General features: G+C 33.7%; 22 protein-coding genes. 7 read left to right on the top strand and 15 right to left on the bottom strand.

Features of this window, described 5'->3' with window-relative positions; genetic code table 11:
- The 3 genes from J7K39_04780 to J7K39_04770 form a co-directional block, all read right to left on the bottom strand.
- Positions 1-1,092 carry a response regulator gene (locus tag J7K39_04780; protein MCD6179197.1) on the bottom strand — a complete coding sequence of 364 codons (1,092 nt, stop codon included), beginning with the start codon at positions 1,090-1,092 and terminating at the stop codon, positions 1-3.
- Positions 1,093-1,186: 94 nt separating this feature from the next.
- The gene (locus J7K39_04775) at positions 1,187-1,951 is read right to left on the bottom strand and encodes a response regulator transcription factor (protein MCD6179196.1); all 765 of its coding nucleotides are present in this window, start codon (positions 1,949-1,951) and stop codon (positions 1,187-1,189) included.
- A gap of 65 nt (positions 1,952-2,016) precedes the next feature.
- Positions 2,017-2,469: a type I restriction enzyme HsdR N-terminal domain-containing protein gene (locus J7K39_04770; protein MCD6179195.1), complete on the bottom strand. Its 453-nt coding sequence runs from the start codon at positions 2,467-2,469 to the stop codon at positions 2,017-2,019.
- 68 nt (positions 2,470-2,537) lie between these two features.
- Here J7K39_04770 and J7K39_04765 point away from each other — a divergent pair, with 68 nt between their 5' ends.
- Entirely contained in the window at positions 2,538-3,317 is a 780-nt protein-coding gene (locus J7K39_04765) for an AMP nucleosidase (GenBank protein MCD6179194.1), read from the top strand.
- Positions 3,318-3,321: 4 nt separating this feature from the next.
- A complete protein-coding gene (holA, locus tag J7K39_04760) occupies positions 3,322-4,332 on the top strand; it encodes a DNA polymerase III subunit delta (protein MCD6179193.1) in 1,011 nt (336 codons plus the stop codon).
- A gap of 14 nt (positions 4,333-4,346) precedes the next feature.
- Here holA and J7K39_04755 read toward each other — a convergent pair whose 3' ends face one another.
- The 4 genes from J7K39_04755 to J7K39_04740 form a co-directional block, all read right to left on the bottom strand.
- Positions 4,347-4,736 (bottom strand): response regulator, encoded by a 390-nt coding sequence (locus tag J7K39_04755; GenBank protein ID MCD6179192.1) that lies wholly within the window; start codon positions 4,734-4,736, stop codon positions 4,347-4,349.
- Positions 4,737-4,854: 118 nt separating this feature from the next.
- Positions 4,855-5,613 (bottom strand): SDR family NAD(P)-dependent oxidoreductase, encoded by a 759-nt coding sequence (locus tag J7K39_04750; protein ID MCD6179191.1) that lies wholly within the window; start codon positions 5,611-5,613, stop codon positions 4,855-4,857.
- Positions 5,614-5,657: 44 nt separating this feature from the next.
- On the bottom strand, positions 5,658-6,362 hold the full coding sequence (gene deoD, locus J7K39_04745) for a purine-nucleoside phosphorylase (protein ID MCD6179190.1): 705 nt from the start codon (positions 6,360-6,362) through the stop codon (positions 5,658-5,660).
- 2 nt (positions 6,363-6,364) lie between these two features.
- On the bottom strand, positions 6,365-7,378 hold the full coding sequence (locus tag J7K39_04740; protein ID MCD6179189.1) for a hypothetical protein: 1,014 nt from the start codon (positions 7,376-7,378) through the stop codon (positions 6,365-6,367).
- A gap of 114 nt (positions 7,379-7,492) precedes the next feature.
- On the opposite strand from J7K39_04740, the gene J7K39_04735 reads away from it, so the two are divergent.
- Both J7K39_04735 and nth read left to right on the top strand, forming a co-directional pair.
- The gene (locus J7K39_04735; protein MCD6179188.1) at positions 7,493-8,215 is read left to right on the top strand and encodes a (Fe-S)-binding protein; all 723 of its coding nucleotides are present in this window, start codon (positions 7,493-7,495) and stop codon (positions 8,213-8,215) included.
- A gap of 4 nt (positions 8,216-8,219) precedes the next feature.
- Positions 8,220-8,864: an endonuclease III gene (gene nth, locus J7K39_04730; protein ID MCD6179187.1), complete on the top strand. Its 645-nt coding sequence runs from the start codon at positions 8,220-8,222 to the stop codon at positions 8,862-8,864.
- On the opposite strand, the gene J7K39_04725 is transcribed toward nth, so the two are convergent.
- The 4 genes from J7K39_04725 to J7K39_04710 form a co-directional block, all read right to left on the bottom strand.
- Positions 8,856-11,522, bottom strand: coding sequence for a hypothetical protein (locus tag J7K39_04725; protein MCD6179186.1), 2,667 nt, complete (start codon positions 11,520-11,522; stop codon positions 8,856-8,858). The genes nth and J7K39_04725 overlap by 9 nt on opposite strands.
- Before the next feature lie 129 nt (positions 11,523-11,651).
- Positions 11,652-12,284, bottom strand: coding sequence for a deoxynucleoside kinase (locus J7K39_04720; protein ID MCD6179185.1), 633 nt, complete (start codon positions 12,282-12,284; stop codon positions 11,652-11,654).
- Between the two features lies 1 nt (position 12,285).
- Complete coding sequence (gene folK / locus J7K39_04715; protein ID MCD6179184.1) at positions 12,286-12,774, bottom strand: 2-amino-4-hydroxy-6-hydroxymethyldihydropteridine diphosphokinase; 489 nt, start codon at positions 12,772-12,774, stop codon at positions 12,286-12,288.
- Positions 12,775-12,894: 120 nt separating this feature from the next.
- Positions 12,895-13,551, bottom strand: coding sequence for a glucosaminidase domain-containing protein (locus J7K39_04710; GenBank protein MCD6179183.1), 657 nt, complete (start codon positions 13,549-13,551; stop codon positions 12,895-12,897).
- Positions 13,552-13,719: 168 nt separating this feature from the next.
- Here J7K39_04710 and sppA point away from each other — a divergent pair, with 168 nt between their 5' ends.
- A complete protein-coding gene (sppA, locus tag J7K39_04705; GenBank protein MCD6179182.1) occupies positions 13,720-15,486 on the top strand; it encodes a signal peptide peptidase SppA in 1,767 nt (588 codons plus the stop codon).
- Between the two features lie 83 nt (positions 15,487-15,569).
- Here the strand turns inward: sppA and J7K39_04700 are convergent, their stop codons facing one another.
- Positions 15,570-16,355, bottom strand: coding sequence for a 5'-nucleotidase, lipoprotein e(P4) family (locus tag J7K39_04700; GenBank protein MCD6179181.1), 786 nt, complete (start codon positions 16,353-16,355; stop codon positions 15,570-15,572).
- Positions 16,356-16,442: 87 nt separating this feature from the next.
- Positions 16,443-19,997 carry a pyruvate:ferredoxin (flavodoxin) oxidoreductase gene (gene nifJ / locus J7K39_04695; GenBank protein MCD6179180.1) on the bottom strand — a complete coding sequence of 1,185 codons (3,555 nt, stop codon included), beginning with the start codon at positions 19,995-19,997 and terminating at the stop codon, positions 16,443-16,445.
- A 319-nt stretch (positions 19,998-20,316) separates the two neighbouring features.
- Here nifJ and J7K39_04690 point away from each other — a divergent pair, with 319 nt between their 5' ends.
- Positions 20,317-21,327 carry a dihydroorotate dehydrogenase-like protein gene (locus J7K39_04690; protein MCD6179179.1) on the top strand — a complete coding sequence of 337 codons (1,011 nt, stop codon included), beginning with the start codon at positions 20,317-20,319 and terminating at the stop codon, positions 21,325-21,327.
- A gap of 149 nt (positions 21,328-21,476) precedes the next feature.
- Here the strand turns inward: J7K39_04690 and J7K39_04685 are convergent, their stop codons facing one another.
- Entirely contained in the window at positions 21,477-22,043 is a 567-nt protein-coding gene (locus J7K39_04685; protein ID MCD6179178.1) for a peptidylprolyl isomerase, read from the bottom strand.
- Positions 22,044-22,218: 175 nt separating this feature from the next.
- Positions 22,219-22,710 carry a 3'-5' exonuclease gene (locus tag J7K39_04680; protein ID MCD6179177.1) on the bottom strand — a complete coding sequence of 164 codons (492 nt, stop codon included), beginning with the start codon at positions 22,708-22,710 and terminating at the stop codon, positions 22,219-22,221.
- Between the two features lie 508 nt (positions 22,711-23,218).
- Here J7K39_04680 and J7K39_04675 point away from each other — a divergent pair.
- Positions 23,219-24,460, top strand: a 1,242-nt coding sequence (locus tag J7K39_04675) for a hypothetical protein (GenBank protein ID MCD6179176.1), incomplete at its 3' end; no start/stop codon positions are given.

Below are 24,460 nucleotides of genomic sequence, written 5' to 3'. Positions count from 1 at the left end.
TTATGCAAGAGGAAAAGTAATCCTTACTGTAGTTTCAATTCCTAATATAGATTTAATCACCATATTACCATTAAATAAATTTAGTATGCTTTTGGTGTTGATAAGTCCAAGTCCTACACCCGAATTTTCATTTAAATCTTTATTGAATTTTTGGAATGCTCCTATATGGCTAATTTGATCCTTTGTCATTCCCATACCTTCATCACGTATTGTTAGTGCATATTGACCATCTTCTACACCTCCAATAATGTGGATAACTGACCGTTTTGGGGAGAAAATGATTGCGTTTTCAATAATTTCGTGTAGTATTTCTAAATAATATTTTGACGGAATTTTAAGATTTGCATTTTCAATATTTATCATAAAATCATCTTGACGCTTATTATTTATTGCAATTTCGTTTGCAATATTTTCGGTAAGCGTTTTGATGTCAGAAGTTTTTTCTTCTTTTAGCTTCATTAAACTTTCATTATCATATGCCAAAGATTGAAGCTGGTAAAACATGAACGATTTTTTAACTACGGTATTTAGTTTCATCCCGGCTTTATATATTAAGCTGTTAAACTCTGCCATTTCGAATTTCTCCATGCTATTGTATTCTGTCATTAGCATTTTAGAAAATCCAAGTATTGCACGTAATGGTTCAGATATTACTTGAGTAATGGGAGCTCCAAGATTCTGTGTTAATTCGTTTAACTTCTTTTCGCTTTCTTCTTTAAATTCTTCAGCCCTTTTTAAACGGGTTGCTACAGAATTTAATAAATCCTCAACCGTAAAAGGTTTAGTTATATAATCATCGGCTCCTAATTCCATTCCTAATCGCTGATTTTCACGAGTATTTTTAGCTGTTAAAAAAATGAAAGGAACTGTAGATGTGATAACATCTTTACGCATTTCGGTTAAAACCTCATAACCATCCATTCCGGGCATCATTATATCGCATAAAACCAAATCGGGTTGTATGTTTTTTGACATTTCAACTCCCGATTTACCATTCTCCGAAGCGAAAACTTCATAGTCTTCCGATTCTAAAATTTCGCAAATGTTTTCACGAACATTTTGCGTATCTTCTATAACTAATATTTTTTTCATTATGTTTATTTTATTACGTGTCGAGTTAGTAATATCTGCTTCAAATGTATTAAAAATATTTTAAAAATCTCTTAAGTATTTAGTATTGACTTATTTATTTTAAAGAGCGAGCATAATCTTTTAAACGGTTCATAAAATCCATTTTTTTTCGAACGGATACTTCCACTTCATCTCCTTGTTCTAAAATAACATAGCCTCCCTTTCCTTTAATATATTGTTTTATATATTGCATATTAATGAGATGCTTACTATGAATGCGGAAAAAGTTTATATCGCTAAGTAATCGCTCGTAATTATTTAAAGATTTAGAAGCCATGTATTTTTTTCCATCTACCATATAAAATATGGTGTATACGTCACTAGCTTCGCAGCGTTTTATTTCTTTTATCTTAATAAGGTCTAAGCCTTCTGTGGTTGGAATAATTAATTTCGGCTCTTTATGTATTAAGCCGTCTTTAATTTTGGCAATTTGTGTGTTTACAGAAGAGGTGTCGGACTCTGTTTCCAGACGACAGAGAGCTTCTTCTACTTCGGAAGGGACTATGGGTTTTTTTAAATAATGTAAAGCAGAATACTCGAAAGCTTTCATCGCAAACTGATCGTGAGAGCTAATAAATATGGTTTCAAATTCAGTATAGGATACTGAATCTAAAATTTTAAATCCATCACCGTCGGGAAATTCTATATCCAAAAAAATCAAATCAGGTTTTAATGTATCAATCAACTCTATACCATCTTTAACAGTTTTAGCTTTTCCTATAACTTGTATGTTGGGAAATTGTTTCTTTAATAGATTTTCCAACAATAATAATATTGAGAGATCATCATCTAAAAGTAAGGTTTTTATTTCAGTAGGCATATTAATAATTTTAGTCTAAATTACATAATTTTCTTAAAACTGTAAACTCTTTAGCGATATATGTATTATACTAAATCTTTAAACGAAGGTATTTCTCGAATAAATTTATAGCTAAGCGTTTTATAATCTATTTTACATACATAATGTTCTATTCCGTTGGTAACTACCAAATAGTCTACCTTAAAAGCCATATTATAGCGTGCAATTTGATCAAAAACTTTTTGATCAATGTTTACGGTTGTTGCTTTACACTCTACTACTAATAGTGGATTGCCGTTTTTTGAGAAAGCTATAATATCAACTCGTTTTGTACGAGATTGTAATTTGAATGTGTACTCAATTGCCAATAATCCTTTAGGGTAATATTTGTTATTTACCATAAAATGAGCAAAATTTTGTCTTACCCATTCTTCAGGACTCAGAGCTACAAATTTTTTACGAAATTCATCAAAGATTTCTGTCTTCTCATTTTTGTTTCTAATATTAGCTTGAAAAGACGGTAAGTTTAATTTCTTCATAGTGTTTAAGATAGTGTAAAAGTAAAGAAAATGGGCAAAAGCTGTATATTTGTATGAAATTTATATTGATGAAAACAAAAGAAGAGATAGTAAAGAATTGGTTAACCAGATATACAGGCTTAAAAATTGAAGAATTTGGAGAGTATATTCTACTCACAAATTTTCAGAATTATGTTGATATTTTTGTGGAAAAATATAATGCAAAATATACTGGTAGGGATGTTCCTATGCCTTCGGCAACAGCAAATGATATTACAATAATAAATTTTAGTATGGGGAGCCCAAATGCGGCTACCATAGTTGATTTATTAAGTGCTATTTCTCCAAAAGCTTGCCTTTTTCTTGGCAAATGTGGAGGGTTAAAAAGAAAAAATAAATTAGGAGATTTTATTTTACCTATTGCTGCAATTCGTGGTGATGGTACCAGCGATGATTATTTCCCTCCTGAAATACCTGCTTTACCTGCGTTTAGTTTACAAAGAGCACTTTCGAGTATAATCCGTTCTCGAGGTTTAGATTATTGGACAGGAACAGTATATACAACAAATAGAAGAGTTTGGGAGCATGATGAGGAATTTAAAAAATATTTAAGAAAGACACGTGCTATGGCTATTGAAATGGAAACAGCTACAATTTTTACGGTTGGTTTTCACAATAGTATTCCCACAGGAGCATTATTACTCGTCACAGATCAACCTATGATTGCCGAAGGTATTAAAACTTCTAAAAGCGATAAATTAGTGACACGGAATTTTGTAAATACTCACTTAGATGTAGGCATAGACGCCTTATTAGAATTAAAAAATAAAGGTTTATCCGTAAAGCACTTGCGATTTAATAACGATTAAATTTATGCCTGAACAGAAATTTGATGAAATATTAAGTGATCTTAGAAATAAGATTTATCATCCTGTGTATTTATTGGCTGGTGATGAAGCTTTTTTTATTGATGAGTTAACAGACTATATTGATGAAAATATCCTTAACCCCATGGAAAAGGAATTTAATCAAACAATAGTTTATGGCTTAGATTCTAATGTTTTTGATTTGATAAGCATGGCTAGACGATTCCCGATGATGGCTAATTATCAGGTTCTTATTGTAAGAGAAGCACAGCATTTAAAAGGAAGTGAGAATTTAGAGATATACCTTAAAAATCCGTTAAAATCAACAATATTAGTTTTAGCATATAAACACAAAAAAATAGATAAACGAACAAAGCTTTATAAGTTGGCTAAAGAAAAAGGAGTGGTTTTTAGTTCCCCTCGTTTATGGGATAATCAAGTGCCAAACTGGATTGATAAACGTGTTCGTTCTATGGGTTTTACAATTGAATATAGAGAGTGTTTTATTTTGGCAGAATATTTGGGTGCTGATTTAGCCAAGATAGATAATGAGCTGAAAAAAATGTCGATGAATATCTCTCCCGGAGCTCGAATTACTGATACTCTTATTGAAGAAAATGTTGGCATTAGTAAGGATTATAATGTATTTGAATTGCAGAATGCCCTAATCAGTCGCGATGTAATGAAAGCCAATAGGATAATTAATCATTTTGCTGCTAATCCTAAGGAAAATAGCATTTTTATGGTTTTGCCGGTTTTACATAATTTCTTTTTTCGGACAATGGTTTTATCTCAATTAAAAAAGCTTGAGCCTAGAGAAATATCTTCTAAGCTTAAAATAAAACCTAGTCAACTTGCACAATATCAAAAAGCTTTGAGTCAGTATGGGGTTATGAAGTTAGCATCTATAATCCAAGAGATTAAGGATTATGATATGAAAGCAAAAGGTTTAGGCAATGCAAATGCATCTCAGGGAGAACTTCTCCGAGAGTTGATATATAAAATCTTACACGACTAAAGGAAGTCTGATATTTATAAGAAAACGGCCATTTTATCTAAAAGGCTGGCTCCCAATATAGGTTTTGTAATATAATCATCACAACCCGAGTCAAATACTTTTTGATAGTCTGAGTTTAAAGCATAGGCAGTTTGTGCGATAACCGGCATTTTGGGAAATGCCTTCTTTATTTCTGCCGTAGCTTCGTAGCCATCAACATTAGGCATGCGAATATCCATTAAAACAATATCAATATCTTGGTTTTTTAAACACATATCAATAGCTTCTTGTCCGTCTTTTGCCCATAAAACATTAATCTTTGTTTTACGTAGATATGTTTTAAGAAAAAGAAAATTGTCATTTACATCTTCAGCAATTAAAACTGTTTTGTCTGACCAATCTTGATGTGTAATTGAAGCTCCCATATCGATTTATTTGTATTCTCTATAATTAATCTTTTCTTCTTTCCTCTCTCCAAGAAGAAGAGCTAAGGTAAAAAAAATATTTACAAAATAGCCATATATGATTATTGAATTAAAAAAATTATTTTTTATTATAAACATATGCATTTGCTTGGGCTGTTGGTGTTACTAAAATATCGTTAATATTAACATGTTCGGGGAGTGTTGTTGTATAATAAGCTATATTGGCTATATCTTTAGCTGTTAGCGGTTTGTATCCATTGTAAACATTTTTAGCAGCTTCGGTATCTCCGCCTAACCGTACAATTGAAAATTCTGTTTCAACGGCTCCAGGTGCAATCTGAGTAACTTTAATTCCGTATTTAACTAAGTCGATACGCATCCCTTCGGTTATGGATTGAACGGCAGCTTTTGTTCCGCAATATACATTTCCATTAGGATAGACTTGTTTGCCGGCAATGGATCCGATATTTATAATCTGACCTTTTTGGCGAGCTTTTAAAAATGGAATTATGTTACGCGAAAGGTAAAGCAGCCCTTTAATATTGGTATCTATCATTCTATCCCAATCATCATAAATACCATCTTGTATGGGAGTCACTCCAACAGCTAGTCCTGCATTATTAATTAAAACATCAATCTTTTGCCAATTTTCAGGAATGCTTTTAACGGCTTTTTCTACTTCCTTTAATTCACGAATATCAAAGTTTAAACTAAGTATTTCAACACTAAATTTAGCTGATAATTCAGCTTTAATTTTTTTGAGGCGCTCGCTACGTCGACCGGTTAAAATAAGGTTGTAGTTGTTTTCGGCAAATTTCCATGCTAACGCTTCTCCAATGCCGGCAGTTGCCCCGCTAATTAAAACTATTTTATTCATTTATTATGAATTTGGGTTTCTTATTAAGAAGTCTTTATGATTTCTTAGGCAATTTCGAGTGCAATTTCCATCATATCGGTAAAAGCAGTTTGGCGTTCTTCTGCTGAACAGAATTCTCCTTTTGTAATATGATCGCTTACAGTTAGAATTGTTAAAGCCTTGCGTTTATATTTTGCTGCTAAAGTATATAATGCGGCACTTTCCATTTCAACTGCCATAATACCAAAATCTTTCCATTTTTGAAAAGGATCGGCTAAATAGTCATCATTATAAAAAATATCAGAAGTAAGAATATTTCCCACTTTTACTTTTTTCCCCTTGCTCATAGCGTATTGATATGCTTGATTTAACAATTCAAAGTCTGCAATAGGAGCATAATCCATTCCATCAAAACGAATTTTGTTCAGACTGGAATCTGTAGATGCCGCCATCCCTAAAATAACATCTTTCAGTTCAATATCATTTTGGATAGCACCACAAGTTCCTATTCGCATAAGCTTTTGTACGTCATAATCGTTAATTAGCTCATTTACGTATATAGAAATAGATGGTACTCCCATTCCTGTACCTTGTACAGACAAGCGTTTTCCTTTGTAAAATCCTGTAAATCCGTACATTCCACGAACTTTACTGTACATTACAACATTATCTAAAAATGTATCTGCAATATATTTTGCACGTAAGGGGTCTCCGGGTAGTAAAACAGTTTCGGCAATCTCGCCTTTTTTAGCTCCAATATGTATACTCATATTTAATTTTCTTGTATAGGTTTTAATTTTAATATTTCTTCGGCAAATTTATATGTTTCATCTCTAACAGCATCAATATTTTTTGATTTTATGCCAGATGCTAGAGGATGGACTCCAACATTAGGAAATGCGTGTTTTCTTTTTAATTCGTCAGGAGTGCTAACTTGATTAAACATATCCAGCATTGCGCTTACTTTAACAGTTGGGTCTTGTTCTGTTTCGTTTTTATAATAATAGCCTAAAAATAGTGGTTGATTTACTTTTTCGAAGGTGCTTTTAATCATAGTATTTTCTACTAAGCTTTGTAAATATACAACTCCTTCAATTCTATAAGTAGATTGCCAGTATTTTTGTACTTCCGGTTCGTCATCGTACACTAAAGTCTCTCCCGCTATCATTTTTCCCAGATTTAATCCCCAGGGGTATGTAAGAATTTTAGAATTATCGTCTTTTATTTGGATATTAGGCGAATAAAGAATTTGTGCGAAAATATCCGGATTCTCAGCAGCTAAAAGTAGAGATAGTGTTCCGCCTGTAGAAGTACTCATAATTATCACTTTGTCGCCAAGTTGACGGGCTACAGTTAAAGCTTCTTTAGCTGAATTTATTAATTTATCAGGAGTCATATCCAATAAATTTGCAGGCGAATCTAAACCATGTGCGTAAAGACGTGGAATATAGGTATTCATTCCGTAATGTTTACCAAAATCATAATTAATAGGGTAGCCTTCTTTTGGACTGGCCGAGAAGCCGTGTAAATAAAGCAAAACATATTCTGTTTTGTATAAACTGTCGGCATTTGCCCATAAAATACGCGATTCATTATCGGGTTTTAGATATTTTACTTTTGCTTCTGAATCATTAATTTGTTTTTCTAATTCACTTAATGAAATAGTTTGTTCTACCGGTGCAACAAAGCCATCAACCGAAGGTTTCTCAACTTTAGGACCAGCCAAGAATAAAACAATAAGGGCTGCAATTAAATAAAGGAAAAATTTTGTGATTTTAGATTTCATGGGATTTAGATTTAATTTTTCTGCAAGATACAAAAAATGCAAAAATAATTCGGTACCGCTATTCTTGGATATTAAAAGGCTTTCGCTACTTTTGCACTTAATTGTTTAAAACAAATGAAAGTAGAAGCCTTTATCCCATGTTTTATTGACCAGTTTTTTCCTGAAACAGGAAAGAATATGATTAAACTCCTTGAGAACTTAGGGGCAGATGTAAATTATAATCCTAAACAAACTTGTTGTGGACAAATGGCTTTTAATAGCGGATTTTGGGATGAGGCTAAAGACTTAGGAGCGAAATTTATTAAAGATTTTCACGGTAAACATTATGTTGTAGGACCTTCGGCATCTTGTACGGGAATGGTGAGAAGGCAATATCCAAAGCTATTTCATAATTCTGCCTTGCATAATGAATCGAAACAATTACAAAACTCTATTTTTGAATTTACCGATTTTTTGGTAAATGTGCTTAAAAAGACAGATATTGGTGCCGAGTTTAATCATAAAGTTACTTATCACGAGTCTTGTGCTTCAAAGCGAGAGTACGGACTGACAAACGAACCTCGTTTGCTTTTGAGTAAAGTTAAAGGTTTGGAATTGATTGAAATGGAAGAGCCTGATAGTTGCTGTGGCTTTGGCGGAACATTTTCTGTTAAGTTTGAAGGTATTTCCAGTGCTATGGTTCAGCAAAAAGTGGAAAAAGCTTTAGCAACAGGAGCCGAATATATTGTATCTACAGATTCCAGTTGTTTAATGAATATTTGCGGTTATGTTGAAAAGCATAAACTCCCAATAAAATGTATACATATTGTTGATGTTTTAGCGGCAAATCTCACTTAATACTATGCGTAAAAAAGAGCGTTTTGAAGCTGTGATTCAGTGGTTTGAAGAGAATATGCCTATTGCTGAAACAGAACTGCATTATTCAAACCCTTTTGAGCTTTTGGTTGCTGTAATTCTTTCGGCACAATGTACAGATAAACGTGTAAACCAAATTACGCCTGCATTATTTGCGCAATATCCTGACGAGATAAGCATGTCAAAAGCCAGTTCGGAAGATGTATTTACTTTTATTCGTAGTTGTTCTTATCCAAATAATAAGGCTAAACATTTAGTTGGAATGGCTAAAATGTTACACCAAGACTTTAAAGGTGAGCTTCCATCGGATATCAATGAATTGCAGAAAATGCCCGGAGTTGGAAGAAAAACGGCTAATGTTATTGCTTCTGTAATTTTTAATAAGCCGGCTATGGCCGTTGATACTCACGTTTTTAGGCTTGCTGCACGTTTGGGATTAACGTATAACGCTAAAACACCTTTGGAAACCGAAAAACAGTTAGTGAAATATATTCCTGAAGAAAAATTGGCAATCGCTCATCATTGGTTAATCTTGCACGGACGATATGTTTGTTTGGCTAGAAAACCGAAGTGTGAAAGTTGTGGTTTAAAAGAATACTGTAAATTCTATACTGATAGAAAATCAATCTAAAGGATAGTTGAAAAGTGATTTACCCGAACCGATAAGCAGGGAAGGGCTTGCGCTTTTATTTAATCTTCCTGTTACAAAAGGAGTATTTCCTTTCCTTATTTTATCCTTTAAAATACCATCTTTATTGAATAGATAAAGCTGATTTTCTGTTTGATCAACAATTCCCAATATTGTCTGATTATTAATACTAAATAGTTGTGGTTTTAGCTGAATAGAATTATTAAAATCATACGATAGTAATACTTTTTTGAACTTGTCAAAAATTTGTAATCTTTTACCATCTAGAAAAATAAAATCCATTTCTGTATTTTTATCAAAATCTGAATAAAGGAAAAAGTGATTACTCGACATTTTTCCGAAAGATGTTTTTATAACACTTCCTTTTTCAGGAATATAAACCAAGTTGCCTTTAGTATCTGTAGTGAGCATCATCCCCTTTTTGCTATTTGTACGATTGATATAAATATCCGATCCTAAGGCATTGGTAAATGATTTACGTATTTCCATTCGTTTGTTTCCTCGTCGGTCGGTCATAATTATATTCCCGTTTGATGCTTCAAATATTAAATAGTCTTTTTTGTTGGAAATTAAATGGGTAAGAGGCTTACTTATTTCTTTTCTGGTGTTTTCTGCTTGCCAGCCTTTTAGGAGCCTTCCGCTTAATTCGTAATTATATATTTCTCCGTTTTTAGCCGCAATTATTATACGATAATCTTTTTTATTATTATAGTCCAAGACTTGTAAGCTATTGCTCGCCTCAGCATTCAGTTGAATAGGATAATCTGCTACCGGATTCCCATTTATATCTATTAAATATAAAAAGTTTGCACTATTGAAAAGATACTGCCATTTTCCGTTTTTATAAAAATCGACAGAAAAAACCTGACTCTTAATCGTTTCTTTAAGTGTTTGATTCCAAATGATATCGCCTTTGGCATTTAAAAGATAAAGTGTATTAAATTTATCTTGTACTAAGATGCTTTTTCCGCCTGTACTGTGGTTCTTTACTAAGAATGGACCGGCAACAATTTCTGCTTCTAAGTCAACTTGCCATGCACTCGATTTTTCTATAATATTTTCTCCGTGGCTTATAAATAATCCTGTATAAAACAGATCGTTTTTATTGCTAATTTGAATTCCAAGCCCTTGGATATGCTTAATAAGATTCCCGAAATTATTGAAAAGAGTTTTACCGTTTAATAAGAATAAATCGAAGATTGGATGTGTGGTTTTTGGTGTTTTGCTGTAAATCCGTATTATGGCGTTATCAGAAAGGTTATCGGAAAATTTAATATAACTTTCGTTTTTGCTTAAATTATTTCCTAAAATCAAAGCATCAATATATTTTTTTAAATCAGGAATATTTTTCGAAAAAATTACAGCGTCGTCAATAACGCAAAAGTAAACTTCTTTAAAGTTGGAAAATAAGTTTCCAAACTGACTGACAAGAAAATGTGGAGAATTGATTTCTTTAATCTTTTGTTCACGATAGTTTATTGTAATAATTTCCGGTTGCGATTGATGAGCAATATCCGATAATAATCGATAAGCCTCTCTTCCGGATTTTGCCGTTGCTACAACATATTCTCTTTGCTTATTATCAACGACTAAAGCTACTTCTCCTGCCCACCACTTTTCGGTAATATCCAAAGATTTTCCATTTATCATTTTATCAATAGCAGTACGCTGTTTTTTAAGTTGCGATAAAACAGTTTGCTTTTCAATAAAAGAACGATAGTTGGAAAGATTATAGCCAATAAAACTTTCTGTAAAATAGGGGAGTGATATTGCTAATTGCGACTTTTGTCCTTTTTGATTTTTGAAAGCGCTTAGGTTTTGGTTTAAACTATCGAAAGCCGAAGTATATCCGTTTAACAGGAGTTCGTCTTTTTTTAATATAATATCTAAAACGCTGTAATTAGCTACGGAAGATGGTTTTAGCTTGGCGATTCCCTTGGTATTAAGTATGTTTTTCAGGTTTTCGTTTATAGAAGGATATTCTATATAAAGGTAGGCATCTGCACGTTTTCCTCTAGTTGTTTTTAATTGGTTAAAGTCAACAGACTTGATTAGCTCTTTTTCTTCTGCTAACTGTTTTTTTGCTTTTTGTATTACTTTTGGATTAGAGCTGATAAAGAATAAACCTTTACTTTCTTCAAGAAAATAGCTTGACGTAGCAGTTGTTATTTTGGCAAAATTAGAATCGTTAATTGGAGCATAATACTGTATTCCTTTTATTTTACTCAGAAGTTTTGTTTGTAAAGATTTTAGATTGAATCTATTATGCTTTGTTATTAGTAAAAAATCTGTTGAATTTTCATCTGTAGAGATTAAAGACAAATAAAAAGTTTGATTAAAAAAAGATTTTAATTTTTCATCATTTCGGCTCTCAGTCAATAATTCATTAAAAACGTCATTAAATTCCTTTGCTTTTTTGTTCAATAATAAATCATTCCAAAAAATATTTTCATTATTTAGTTTTCGGAAGAATTTTTCTGCTTTAGGAATTTCAAGGACAAAAGCTGTGTTTTTGGGAAAAGCTTGTAAAGGATTCAGGCTTTCGGTTGATAATAATTTATATCCAAACCAAGCAGCAGCAAGAAAAGCCCCAAGCAGGAGCGTGATAATTATTGTTGATACTTTAGTATTTGTTTGCATGCACTTCCCATTTAGACGTAAAGTTACAAATCAAACTGTAAAGAGATTTTTATTAATATGAAAATCATCAACATTAATTTGTGAATTAGTATTGGTGGTTTGAGGTTAAAAAATTCTGATAATTAGCTGTTAAAGTACTCTTCGGTGAATACCAACAGAGTATTCTTGATTGATATGATACATTATTTTTTTATAATCTTCGGGATTTTTGACAAAGTCGATATTGTTGGTATCTAAGATTAAAATACGCATATTTTGTTGCTGTCTGATAAACTCAAAATAGCCTTGTTGAATCGATTCCAAATAATCATCGGCAATACTTTGCTCATAAGAACGTCCACGCAATTTAATATTGGCTTTTAGTCGGTCTACTCTTAAATAAAGATAAACTAAAAGGTCGGGGGTTGGAATGGAGGAGTTGATAATGCCGAAGAGTTTACTATATAAGCCAAATAAATCGGGAGGAAGTGTTTTTTGTGCGAAGATTAATGATTTGTTAAATAAATAATCCGAAATAGTAAAATTTTTAAATAAATCTTGTGAGCTCAGTTGAGCACTAAGTTGTTGGTAGCGTTCTGCTAAAAAGGAGAGTTCCAAGGGAAAAGCGTATTTGTCGCCGTTTTCATAAAATTTTGGTAAAAAAGGATTGTCGGCAAATTGTTCCAGTATAAGTTTTCCATTGTTCTCCTCAGCAATTTTAGTTGCTAAGGATGTTTTCCCCGCACCTATGGTTCCTTCTATGGCAACAAAATTATGAATCATTTTATTTTTCAAGTTTATTTGGCATTAAATTATCTGGGCAAGCTTGCAAAAGTTCACTCATGCTTTTTTTAAATTTTGGATGGATAAAATTTGGTATTATTTCTACTAATGGCTCTAAAGTAAAACGGCGTAAATGTAATCGGGGATGAGGAATTTGTAAGTTTGCTTCTTCAATAATTCGATTATCGTAGAAAAGCAGGTCGATATCCATAGTGCGAGAAGCATATCCTTTGGTATTTCTTATTCTTCCTAATACTTTTTCTATATCGAGGCTAATCTGTAAAATCTCCTGTGGCTTTAATTGTGTTTCAAATATTAAAACCTGATTAAGAAATGTTGTTTCTGCTTCAAAACCCCAAGCTTTTGATTCATAGATAGAAGATGCTTTTAGGTATTTGCCAAGTTTGGTTTCGAGCAATTGTATTGCTCTTAAAATCAAGTCTCTTCTATTGCCTTGATTACTTCCTAAAAGTATCGTAATTTTATGCATCCAATAGCAAAAATAAAAAAAGAAAGGACTTAGGAATTCATTGATAAAGCTAACTTATTAACCATTTGTTAGTCTTCAAATATAAGGAGCTTATTTTAGGAGTTTTAAGTGTAGGAAAATTTAATAAATCCCTAAAGATTCTCTGAAAGCAATTTGATTTCGGATAAAAAATAGGCGAGAAAGGAGATCCTCCAGTTTGAGTGCATATTCTTTATCTGATGCCCATTTACCGGTTAAATCGTAAATTGTTAGAGCACTGCCGCGTTTTACAAATCTAAAGCGTGAATCAACTAAATCGGAAAATAAATTACGCTTTGATCCGTAGGCTTTAAGGTGTTGTATATGAGCTCTTACTCCGGTTTGAATATCGGGGAAGCACTCTCCGTTTTCATCTTTATTTATGGCACCTAAACCGGCAAAATTATTTTGATGGGATTTTACATTTCCATTATAGGTTAAAAAGCCTGTTTCTAAACACATTTGAGTAAAAGCAATGTCTTGATTTACTCCTTCTTTTTGAGCTTCGAGTATATACATTTTGGCAAGTGATTCTGCTTTTTCTATTTTTAGATTTGGGTTGTAAAACAATAGCATAGCACAAAAATCTTGTGCTGTACATTGTCCCTGATCCATTATGTAAATCGAAAAATAATTGTTTACAGTATGCCTCGCATTAAAATGAGAGTAAGGTTTGTTGGCTAAACTATATAAGCCCAACAGAAGAAAAAAGATTAAAGCTATCGTCTGAAAGATTCCTATATTTTTATTTATTCTCATCTAATACAAAGTTGCTTTAAAAGCATAAAATTTGACAAATGAAAATAACTAAAGTTTTCACAGTCCATTGTTAACAAAGAATTAGCATAGTTCAATAAAATCATTAACCTTTGAACAAAGAAAAATACTTAACTTGCAGCTTACATTAATCGTTAAAATTTAAGCTATATGTCACAGTTTTTTAAATATACACTCGCAACTGTTCTTGGTATTTTTATTGCCGGAATAATTTCGTTTTTTCTATTTCTAGGAATTATTGGTGCTATTGTTTCTTCTGCAGAAGATAAGGAAGTAATTGCTACTGAACATAGTATTTTACATCTTGATTTGGATTATCAAATTAACGATAGAGGTGGTAATGATCCATTTGCTCAAATGGATTTCACCGATTTTTCGATGAAAAAAAATCCCGGTTTAGACGAAATAATTCGTGCTATTAAAAAGGCTAAAGCCGATCCTAATATTGATGGAATATATTTGAGTGCGCCAAGTATTCTTGCTGGTATATCCAGTGTGCAAGAAATAAGAAATGCGCTTGAAGATTTTAAGGAAGATGGAAAGTTTATTGTTGCTTATGCTACTGTATTCGATCAGAAAGCTTATTATCTGGCTTCTGTTGCCGATCATCTTTTTTTGCATCCCGAAGGTTTTATTCTTTTTAATGGTCTGCATGGACAAGTAACTTTTTATAAAGGCGCTTTAGATAAGCTAGGAATAGATATGCAGATTATTAGGCACGGACAGTTTAAAAGTGCTGTTGAGCCATTTATACTTGATAAAATGAGTGAGGCAAGTAAAAAGCAAACTACTGCTTTAATCAATTCGGTTTGGACAGAGATATTAAATCCTATTGCTATATCCCGAGGGCTTACTGTTGATGATTTAAATAGATATGCAGATAATTTAGCTTTGAATGATGCAAAATCGACTGTTGACTATGGTTTTGTTGATGAGTTAAAATATAAGGATGAGGTTGAAGATTATCTTGTTTCTTTCTCCGGAGGAAAAGAAAAAAAGGATTTGAATTTATTGAATGTTGGAAAATATATTAATACCTCTTTTTATAAGAAAGGAAGTAAATCGCGCGATAGAGTTGCTGTTATTTATGCTTCGGGAGAGATTATGCAGGGCAAAGGAGATGATACATATATAGGAGAAAAAAATATTATAAAAGCACTAAAAAAGGCTAGAGAAAATAATCGTGTTAAGGCTGTTGTTTTACGCATAAATTCTCCCGGAGGTAGTGCTTTGATTTCTGATTTAATATGGCGTGAGCTTGAGTTGACTAAAGCCGAAAAACCGGTAGTTGCTTCTATGAGTGATGTGGCTGCTTCGGGTGGTTATTATATTGCTTGTAATGCTAATTATATTTTTGCTGAACCGACAACAATTACTGGTTCTATTGGCGTTTTCGGCATGATTCCAAATGCAAAAGAGCTGATGAACGATAAATTAGGAATTACTTTTGATGAGGTGATGACTAATGATAATTCAGACTTTATGGATTTAACAAAACCTTTATCGCCATTTCAGCGTGCTGTTATTCAGAGAAGTATAGAAAATGTTTATTCTAGTTTTGTAAATAAAGTCGCTGAGGGCAGAAGTATGACTTTTGAGGATGTTGATGCTATTGGTCAAGGTAGAGTGTGGACAGGAGAGCAAGCTATTGGTTTAGGTCTTGTTGATGAACTTGGGGGCTTAGAGGATGCCATTGCAGCAGCAGCAGAATTAGCCGAAATGGATGATTATCGTATTCAATCACTACCTGTTCAGAAAGATCCTGTTATGCAAATGATTGAAGATTTAACGGGAGAAAGTAGTGTGTTTATTGGAAAAGAATTTGGTGTGTTTGCTAAGTACATAAAGTATTTCAACAATTTACAAAACCAAGATTTAATTCAAGCCAGAATGCCTTTTGATTTGGAGATAAATTAAGGCTTATTTGGATGGCATTGTGAAATAAAAAAAGCAGTATTGATATTTCAATGCTGCTTTTTGTTTGGAGTGAAAAGGTCTTATTAAAAACTTTTCAATCGTGCTTTATAAACAGAGTCTTTATTATCGACTACCAAATCGTAAAACATAGCAGCATCCCAAGCTCCGTACATTGGATTGGGTAATACAATAAATTTTGAGCCGAATTCGGATTTGTGCTCTTCAACCATTGCATAACGATTAGCTGTACTTTTGTTATCGAAAATGGAGGAGAAATCGCCTAAATTATCGCCAAAGAGTAAAACAATTTCGTAGTTTTCTTTAACAATACTTCTACGCGGTTCTTTGTCGGAAGTTGTTGTTCTTAAAAGTACGTGAGTCGAGTCGGCAAAAGGAAAACCATTATTTATCAGGTTGCTTAAAGTTCCTTTGTATAATTCTATTTTTCTGTTGGAGATATAAAATGTTTCAACTCCTTTTTCTGCAGCATAACTTAAAAATTCTTGTGCTCCGGCAATAGATTCGGCTCTGGATAGATTACACCATTCAGCCCAGTACATGGGATAGGATGTTTTTTCTAAAATACTTTTTGCTTCAAAAGGGGAGTTGTCTAAAACAGTTTCGTCGATATCTACAACAATAGCTAGTTTTTTATCGCTTTGTTTTTTGCTTAATATTTGATCCAAACGAAGTTTGCCAATATTATAAGCCTGATAATTGAGTGCTTTAAATTCGGCAGCTTGCTGCACATAAAGTGTAGCCATAAGCAGTTTCTCGTTTTTATCATTGCTTTGTTTTTCAACTTTAGGTTGGCAAGAAGTAAAGCCAAGTAGGATGGCCGATAATAAAATGATTGTATAATTTTTCATTTGTTATTTTTTTTGTAAAAATAAGAAGATTTGGCATAAAAAAACCGGAAACAAAAGCTTCCGGTTTTATGAAATTTATAATTAGCATTACTCGTTTTCAGGAAGCGAATAATCGGCGGCAGCCAAGCGTTTGTAGCTATTGTATCTCCATTTAGCATTTTCTTCAGCAGCTTGGAATAGTTCCTCAGCTTCTTTTGGGAATGCTTTCTTTAGTGAAGTATAGCGTACTTCATTCATTAAGAATGGCTTGAATTTACTCCAATCCGGTGCTTTAGAATCCAATTGGAAAGGATTTTTTCCTTGTTCTTCCAATCTGGGGTCGAAACGGTAATTAGTCCAGTATCCTGCTTCAACGGCTTTCTTTTGTTCAAGTTGTGTTGTTCCCATACCTGAACGGATACCGTGAGCGATACAAGGAGAATAAGCAATTATAATTGATGGGCCGGGGAAAGCTTCTGCTTCTTTAATGGCTTTGAAAAATTGTGTATTACTAGATCCCATTGCTACTTGAGCAACATAAACATAACCGTAAGACATCATCATAACTCCTAAATCTTTTTTACGGATGCGTTTACCTGCAGATGCAAATTTTGCAACAGCAGCAACCGGAGTTGCTTTAGAAGATTGTCCACCAGTGTTTGAATACACCTCAGTGTCCATAACCAAAACGTTAACATCTTCTCCGGCAGCTAATACATGATCAAGTCCGCCAAATCCAATATCATATGCCCAGCCGTCACCACCAAAGATCCAATTAGAACGTTTAGCAAAATACTGACTCAGACTCAATAATTCTTTGGATAATTCAGTATTTGGAGATGCACTTAAAACGGCTTTTAGTTTTTCGGAAGCTATTTTTGATTCTTCAAGATTTTGCTTGTTTGCAATCCAATTTTCAAAAACTTCTTTTTCTTCATCACTAACTCCATTTTCGAGTGCTTTTTCTAAACGTAGTTGAATGCGTGCGCGCATTTTGTTAACTCCCGTTGCCATACCGAAACCATATTCTGCATTATCTTCAAATAATGAGTTAGCCCAAGCAGGTCCTTCTCCTTCTGAATTTTTACAATAAGGTGTAGAAGGAGCCGAACCACCGTAGATAGAAGAACATCCGGTAGCATTGGCAACCATCATGCTATCACCAAACAATTGAGTAATGGTTTTGATGTATGGAGTTTCACCACAACCGGCGCAGGCTCCTGAGAACTCAAATAAAGGTTGTGCAAACTGAGAATTCTTAACGGTCTTCGTTTTATCAACTAAAGTATCTTTATATGTAACGTTTTTAGCAAAATAATCCCAACGGTCAGCTTCTACCATTTGACTTTCAAGAGGCTTCATAATCAACGATTTCTCTTTAGAAGGACAAACTTCGGCACAGTTACCGCAACCTGTACAGTCTAAAGCAGATACTTGAATGCGGAATTGTAATCCTGCAAATGCTTTTCCTGTTGCTTTTTTAGTATCTGTTCCTTCAGGAGCATTTGCTACTTCTTTTTCATCCATTAAGAAAGGACGAATAGCAGCATGAGGACAAACATAAGAGCATTGGTTACATTGAATACAGCTATCTACTTGCCATTCGGGAATGTTGACTGCAACACCACGTTTCTCATAAGCAGTAGTTCCTGCAGGGAAAGTTCCATCTTCACGTCCGGTAAAAGCACTTACAGGCAAATCATCACCATCTTGAGCATTTACAGGGTTTACAAAGTTTTTAATGAAGTCAGGAATTGCATCGTCAGCTTTTTTCTGTTCAGCATCAATATCAATATTAGCCCATTCTTTTGGTATATCAACTTTAGTTACAGCACCACCACGTTCAACAGCAGCAAAGTTCATTGCTACAATCTCTTCGCCTTTCATACCGTAAGATTTTACTATGAAAGCCTTCATCTTTTCAACGGCTAAATCGTAAGGAATTACTTCGGATACTTTAAAGAAAGCTGATTGCATTATGGTATTTGTACGATTACCTAAGCCTATCTCGTCGGCTATACTGGTAGCATCGATAATGTACATTGTAATGTTTTTCTCTGCAAGTGTTTTTCTGATTTTGGCAGGAAGGTGCTCCAAGGTAGTTGCTGCATCCCAGCTACTGTTCATCAAGAAAGTACCGTTTTCTTTGATACCTTTTAGCATATCATATTTTTTTAGATATGCAGGAACGTGACAAGCAACAAAATCGGGAGTTCCTACCAAATAGATAGAGCGAATGGGTTTGTCACCAAAACGTAGGTGAGAAATAGTTATTCCTCCAGATTTTTTTGAGTCGTATGAAAAATATGCTTGAACAAATTTATCAGTAGAATCACCAATAATCTTGATAGAGTTTTTATTTGCTCCAACAGTTCCGTCGGCACCTAAACCATAAAACTTAGCTTCGAAAGTTCCTTCCGGAACAATACTTACTTCTTCTTTTTTAGGAAGAGATAAGAAAGTAACATCATCTACAATACCAATTGTAAAGCCATTTTTAGGTTCAGGAAGTTGTAAGTTTTCGTAAACGCCAATAATTTGAGCCGGAGTGGTATCTTTAGAGGATAATCCATAACGACCACCAACAATTACAGGAGCATTTTCTTTTCCGTAAAATAAATCACGAACATCTAAATACAATGGTTCTCCGTTAGCACCCAATTCTTTTGTGCGGTCTAGTACTGCAATTCGTTTTACTGTTTTTGGTAAAACGTTTAAGAAATATTTTGCAGAGAAAGGGCGGTATAAATGAACAGAAATTAAACCAACTTTGTCGCCATTAGCTAATTTATAGTCAATTACTTCTTTAATGGTTTCGGTAACAGAACCCATTGCGATAATAATATCTGTAGCGTCTTCAGCTCCGTAATATGTAAATGGATGATATTCGCGACCGGTTTTTTTGGTAATTTCTTGCATATATTCCTCAACAACATCAGGAATGTTATCGTAAAATTTATTGGCTGCTTCGCGAGCTTGGAAATATATATCCGGATTTTGAGCTGTACCTCTGGTTACAGGATTTTCAGGGTTTAAAGCAGAGTCTCTAAATTTTTGTAGAGCTTCTCTATCTATTAAATCAGATAAATCATCATTTTCAAAATATTCAATTTTTTGAATTTCGTGAGATGTACGGAATCCATCGAAGAAATGTACAAATGGAATGCGAGTTTTAATAGCTGCTAAGTGAGCAACACCGGCTAAATCCATAACCTCTTGAACACCACCGGTTGCTAAAAAAGCAAAACCTGTTTGGCGAGCAGACATTACATCAGAATGATCTCCAAAAATAGAAAGTGCTTGAGCAGCTAAACTACGAGCACTTACATGAAAAACAGCAGGTAAAAGTTCACCAGCCATTTTATACATATTAGGAATCATCAGTAGCAGACCTTGAGAAGCTGTAAATGTACTTGTTAAAGCACCTGCTTGTAGGGAACCGTGTACGGCACCGGAAGCACCACCTTCAGATTGCATTTCTGAAACCTTAACAGTTTCTCCAAATATATTTTTCCGACCGTGAGCCGCCCACTCATCAATGTATTCAGCCATGGTTGAGGAGGGAGTGATGGGATAGATGGCAGCAACTTCGCTAAACATATAAGCAATATGAGAAGCTGCATAGTTTCCATCACAAGTAATAAATTTTTTCTTATTTTCCATTTTAAAAATATTTAACTTTCTTATTTTTAACGCAATACGTATTTCCTTAAAAAAGGAGTACAAAAGTACTAATTTTAATCTGTTTGATAAAGAATATGATGTTTAGAATCACATTAAAATATAATTTAGAAAGGATATGAATTATGTGATTTTTTTCAAACGTTTGCATTCAATCATCAGACGTAAATTACTCATTTTGACTAAAAAGGCCATTACATGTCGTATTTCGGACATAAAATACCTAAATGTCATATTTTGACTCTCAATTTTTGTACCTTTGGTGATAATTATCATTAAAAATCATTTAAAATTTAAAAATATGGCCGAATTAAAAACAACCTATATGGGTATCGAATTAAAAAATCCTTTAATTGTGGGTGCCAGTAATTTAGTAGCTGATATTGAGAATATTAAAAAAATTGAAGCAGCAGGTGCTGGTGCTATTGTCTATAAATCCTTATTTGAAGAACAAATTCAGCTTGAAAATTTTGAAGCCGACGAAGATTTAAATGCCTATAATGAACGGAATGCAGAAATGATTTCTTTATTTCCTGATATGGGAGAAATTGGACCTCAAGAGTTTTTGGAAAATTTAAGCAAGGTTAAAAAAGCAGTTAATATTCCTGTTTTTGCCAGTTTAAATTGTGTTTATAAGTATACTTGGGTAGATTATGCCAAAGAGATAGAAAAAACGGGTGTTGATGGAATAGAGCTTAATTTCTTTTCTACTCCGAAGCCTTTTGGTTTAAGTGGTCACGATGTTTTGCAAGAACAACTAAATATCATTCACGATGTGAAAGAAGCCGTAAATATACCGATTGCTGCTAAAATTAGTCCATTTTATACCAATACACTTCGTATGGTGCATATGATAGAAGGTTCAGGTGCAGATGCTGTTGTGATGTTTAATAAATTATTCCAGCCCGATATTGATATCAATGATCAGAAAATGCATTTCCCTTATAATTTCTCCAATTCAGATGAAAGCCGTTTACCTTTGCGTTATGTTGGACTTTTAGCCGGACAGGTAAATATGAGTCTTGCTGCTAATACCGGTATTATGGAAGGTGAGGATATGATTAAAATGCTTTTGGCCGGTGCTGACGTTGTTCAGGTTGTTACAACACTTTATAAAAATGGTATCAATCATATTACCAAAATGTTAGACGATCTTCAGTCTTGGATGGATAAGAACGATTATGCTTCGGTAGATGAATTTCGTGCTATCCTTTCTCGCGATAAGATTAAAGACCCATATGCTTATAAACGTGCGCAATATGTTGATATTTTAATGAAATCGAATGTTTTTAAACCAAGAGTTGAGGTGTAAAATTAAATTTCGATTAAAAGGGCGAATTCAATATACTGGGGTTGCCCTTTTTTTGTTTGAAAAACTGATTTATCTTGATTATATTCTTAGAGTTTCTGTGGTAATTTTTTTTCACCACAAAGTATCACGAAGACAAATCATAAAGGATATTAATTGGTGTTAATCTTTCTTTTAATAGAAAAAATCTTAATTCTTGGATTGTGATATTGACCATCGGCTGCTGCCTGATGAATTTGATGAACGACATCCATTCCCTCAGTCACTTTTCCAAAAGCAGCAAAGCCTGCACCATCGTTATTTCTGCCGCCGCCATAATCAAGAGCAGGCTGATCTCCAACACAAATAAAAAATTCTGAAGTGGCTGTTCCGGGTGTATATCTCGCCATTGAAATTACTCCATCCAAGTGTTTTATTCCTGTTTGTTTTGTGTTTTCATGAGCGATTGGCTCAAGCATCATAGGGTGATTATCTTCATATAATCCGCCTTGAATGACATTGATTTTTACCGGATTATTTTCTTGGTTCCCATCTCTTACTGTACGATAAAAAGTGGCTTCTGTAAGTCTATTTTCATCAACGTAACGAAGGAAATTTGCAGCTGTAATAGGAGCTTTATCCAAATACAATTCCACTGTAATATTTCCTAACTCCGTTTCAAAGATGATGGACGGATTCTTGTCTTCTGTTTGAAAATAAATAAATGCTCCAATCAACATTGCGATGGAAACGATAATAAGGACTAAATTCAGAAGTGATTTTCTCATTGTTTGTTATGCTTTTTTGGTTGATTCTTTTTGTGGCATTTGGTGTATTGGTGTTTTCGTGGCTCTTCTATTTTTTATTTTTTGCAGCATTCATTTGTCAAAAATAAATGATTTGTATACTTTTTGCTTAAAATTGATAAATACGTTTAAAGAGCTCTACGGTTGCCTGTGCATCGCCCATTGCACGGTGACGGTTGTTTATTTCAATTCCAATTTCATTGCATAATTTGCCCAGACTATAACTCCTCAATCCAGGAATAGATTTCCGAGCCAGTTTTATGGTATCAATTGTTTCGCGTTCGTAATTATAGCCCAAGCTTTCAAATTCGGCACGAATAAAACGGTAATCGAAAGCAGCGTTGTGAGCAACAAAAGTGCAGCCTTCGGTAATTTCAACAATACTTTTTGCTAGTTCATAAAACTTGGGAGCTGAGTTTACCATACTGTTGTTTATCCCTGTTATTCGTGTGATGTAATAGGGGATTTCTCGCTCAGGATTAATCAGACTGGAATATTCTTTAACGATTTTTTCGCCATCAAAAATGATAATTGCAATCTCTGTTAAGCGATCGCTTTTAGCATTTACTCCTGTTGTTTCCACATCGATGATGGCATACATAAATTAGACTTTCGTCAAAAGTAAGAAAAAACATTTCGTGTTGTATTTTGTTTGAAAGAAATGATAAGTATTTGAGTGGATCTTAGGAGTGTTGAAATAGTGAAAACAGTTCATTTTTGAATTAAAATTTTTATCACTAAGGTTCGCAAAGGATGCCACAAAGGTGCTCAAAGGTATTTGCTGCTAGTCTTCTCTTTTATTTTTCTTTGCGTCTCTGCGTCTTCGCGTGATGAATTTTTCTCGCTAAGCTGCAAAGTCACTAAGTTTTATTTTTGGAGGAAAAGTTAAGGTGATTCATCTTTTTTTAGGTTTCTAAAGAATAATCTATCGATAAAATTTCCTACATTTGAGGAACATAAATATAAACTAGAATCGAGTAATTTCGGTTCAACAATTTTTTGTAAAATTCACTTTCAAATGAACCAAGCCATGACAAATTATTTATCTATTGAAAGAAATAATTATAGGATGCGAGCTGCATCTGGCCAAAATATAAAATTATAAACAGATGAAGAAGTTCGATCCTCTCAAGAACTACCAAAACACTAAAAAAACCGTTGGATATATTGAACGTAAAAATGCCGTTCAAGCCGATTATAACCGTATTGGTTTTATGTCGGGTTTAGAAGTGCACCAACAATTACTTACCCAAGAAAAACTTTTCTGTCATTGCCCGGCTGGGCAGTTTCAAAAGCATAACGATTTTGATGCGGAAGTAATCCGGCATATGCGTCCAACTTTAAGTGAGTTAGGCGAGTATGATGGAACCGCGTTAATGGAATTTAAAACGCGTAAAGAGATTACTTATCGACTTAAAAATGAAACGGCTTGTACCTATGAAGTTGACGATACTCCACCTTTTCCAATCAATAAAGAAGCTTTGGAAATTGCACTTAAAATCTCATTGCTATCGCGATTGAATATTGTAGGAGAGGTGCATATTACACGGAAACAATATTTGGATGGAAGTATTCCAACGGGTTTTCAGCGAACTGCAATTTTGGGTGTAGAAGGAGAGATTCAGCTGAAAAACAAAACCGTAAAACTTATTCAATTAAGCATTGAGGAAGATAGCTGTCGTGAGGTTTCTGATATTGGTCATAAGAGGATTTACAAGACCGATCGCTTGGGAATGCCACTTATCGAAACCGTGACTTATCCAGAAATGGTAAATCCCGACGAGGTGAAAGAAGCTTGTGATTATATCCGCTTTTTAAATAGAAGTACGGGTTTGGTTAGAACAGGTATTGGTGCGGGTCGACAAGATGTAAATGTGAGCTGTAAAGGTGGTACACGTGTTGAAATAAAAGGAGTAGCTCATACTAAATGGATACCGGAACTTACTCACGTTGAGGTTTATCGGCAGTGGGCTTTATTGCAAATCCGAAAAGAATTAAAAGCAAGGGTTACCAAGGCAGATTGGAAAATGAATTCAGAAAAACTTAACTATTATTTGTTTCAGTTTCCGAGTAAAGAAATTGATTTTGCCAATGAAAATGGTTTTCAAATATGGGCAGTAAACTTGCCAAAGTTTAATAAATTGCTTTCGCATTTTACACAGCCAGGAAAAGTTTTTGCCGATGAAATTACGGATAGATTAAAGGTGATAGCTTGTTTGGAAAAACCGAATATGACACAGTCAGAAAGTATAGATCCAATAATTTCAGAAGACGATTTTAAAAAGATAAGAAAGTTACTTAAAGCAGAGAAAGACGATGCTCAATTGGTTTTCTGGGGACCGAAAGAAGAT

It is taken from the genome of Bacteroidales bacterium (assembly GCA_021157585.1).
Taxonomy (GTDB): domain Bacteria; phylum Bacteroidota; class Bacteroidia; order Bacteroidales; family UBA12170; genus UBA12170.
Note: the sequence above shows the minus strand (reverse complement) of the source record. Positions and strands in the feature narration are given on the sequence as shown.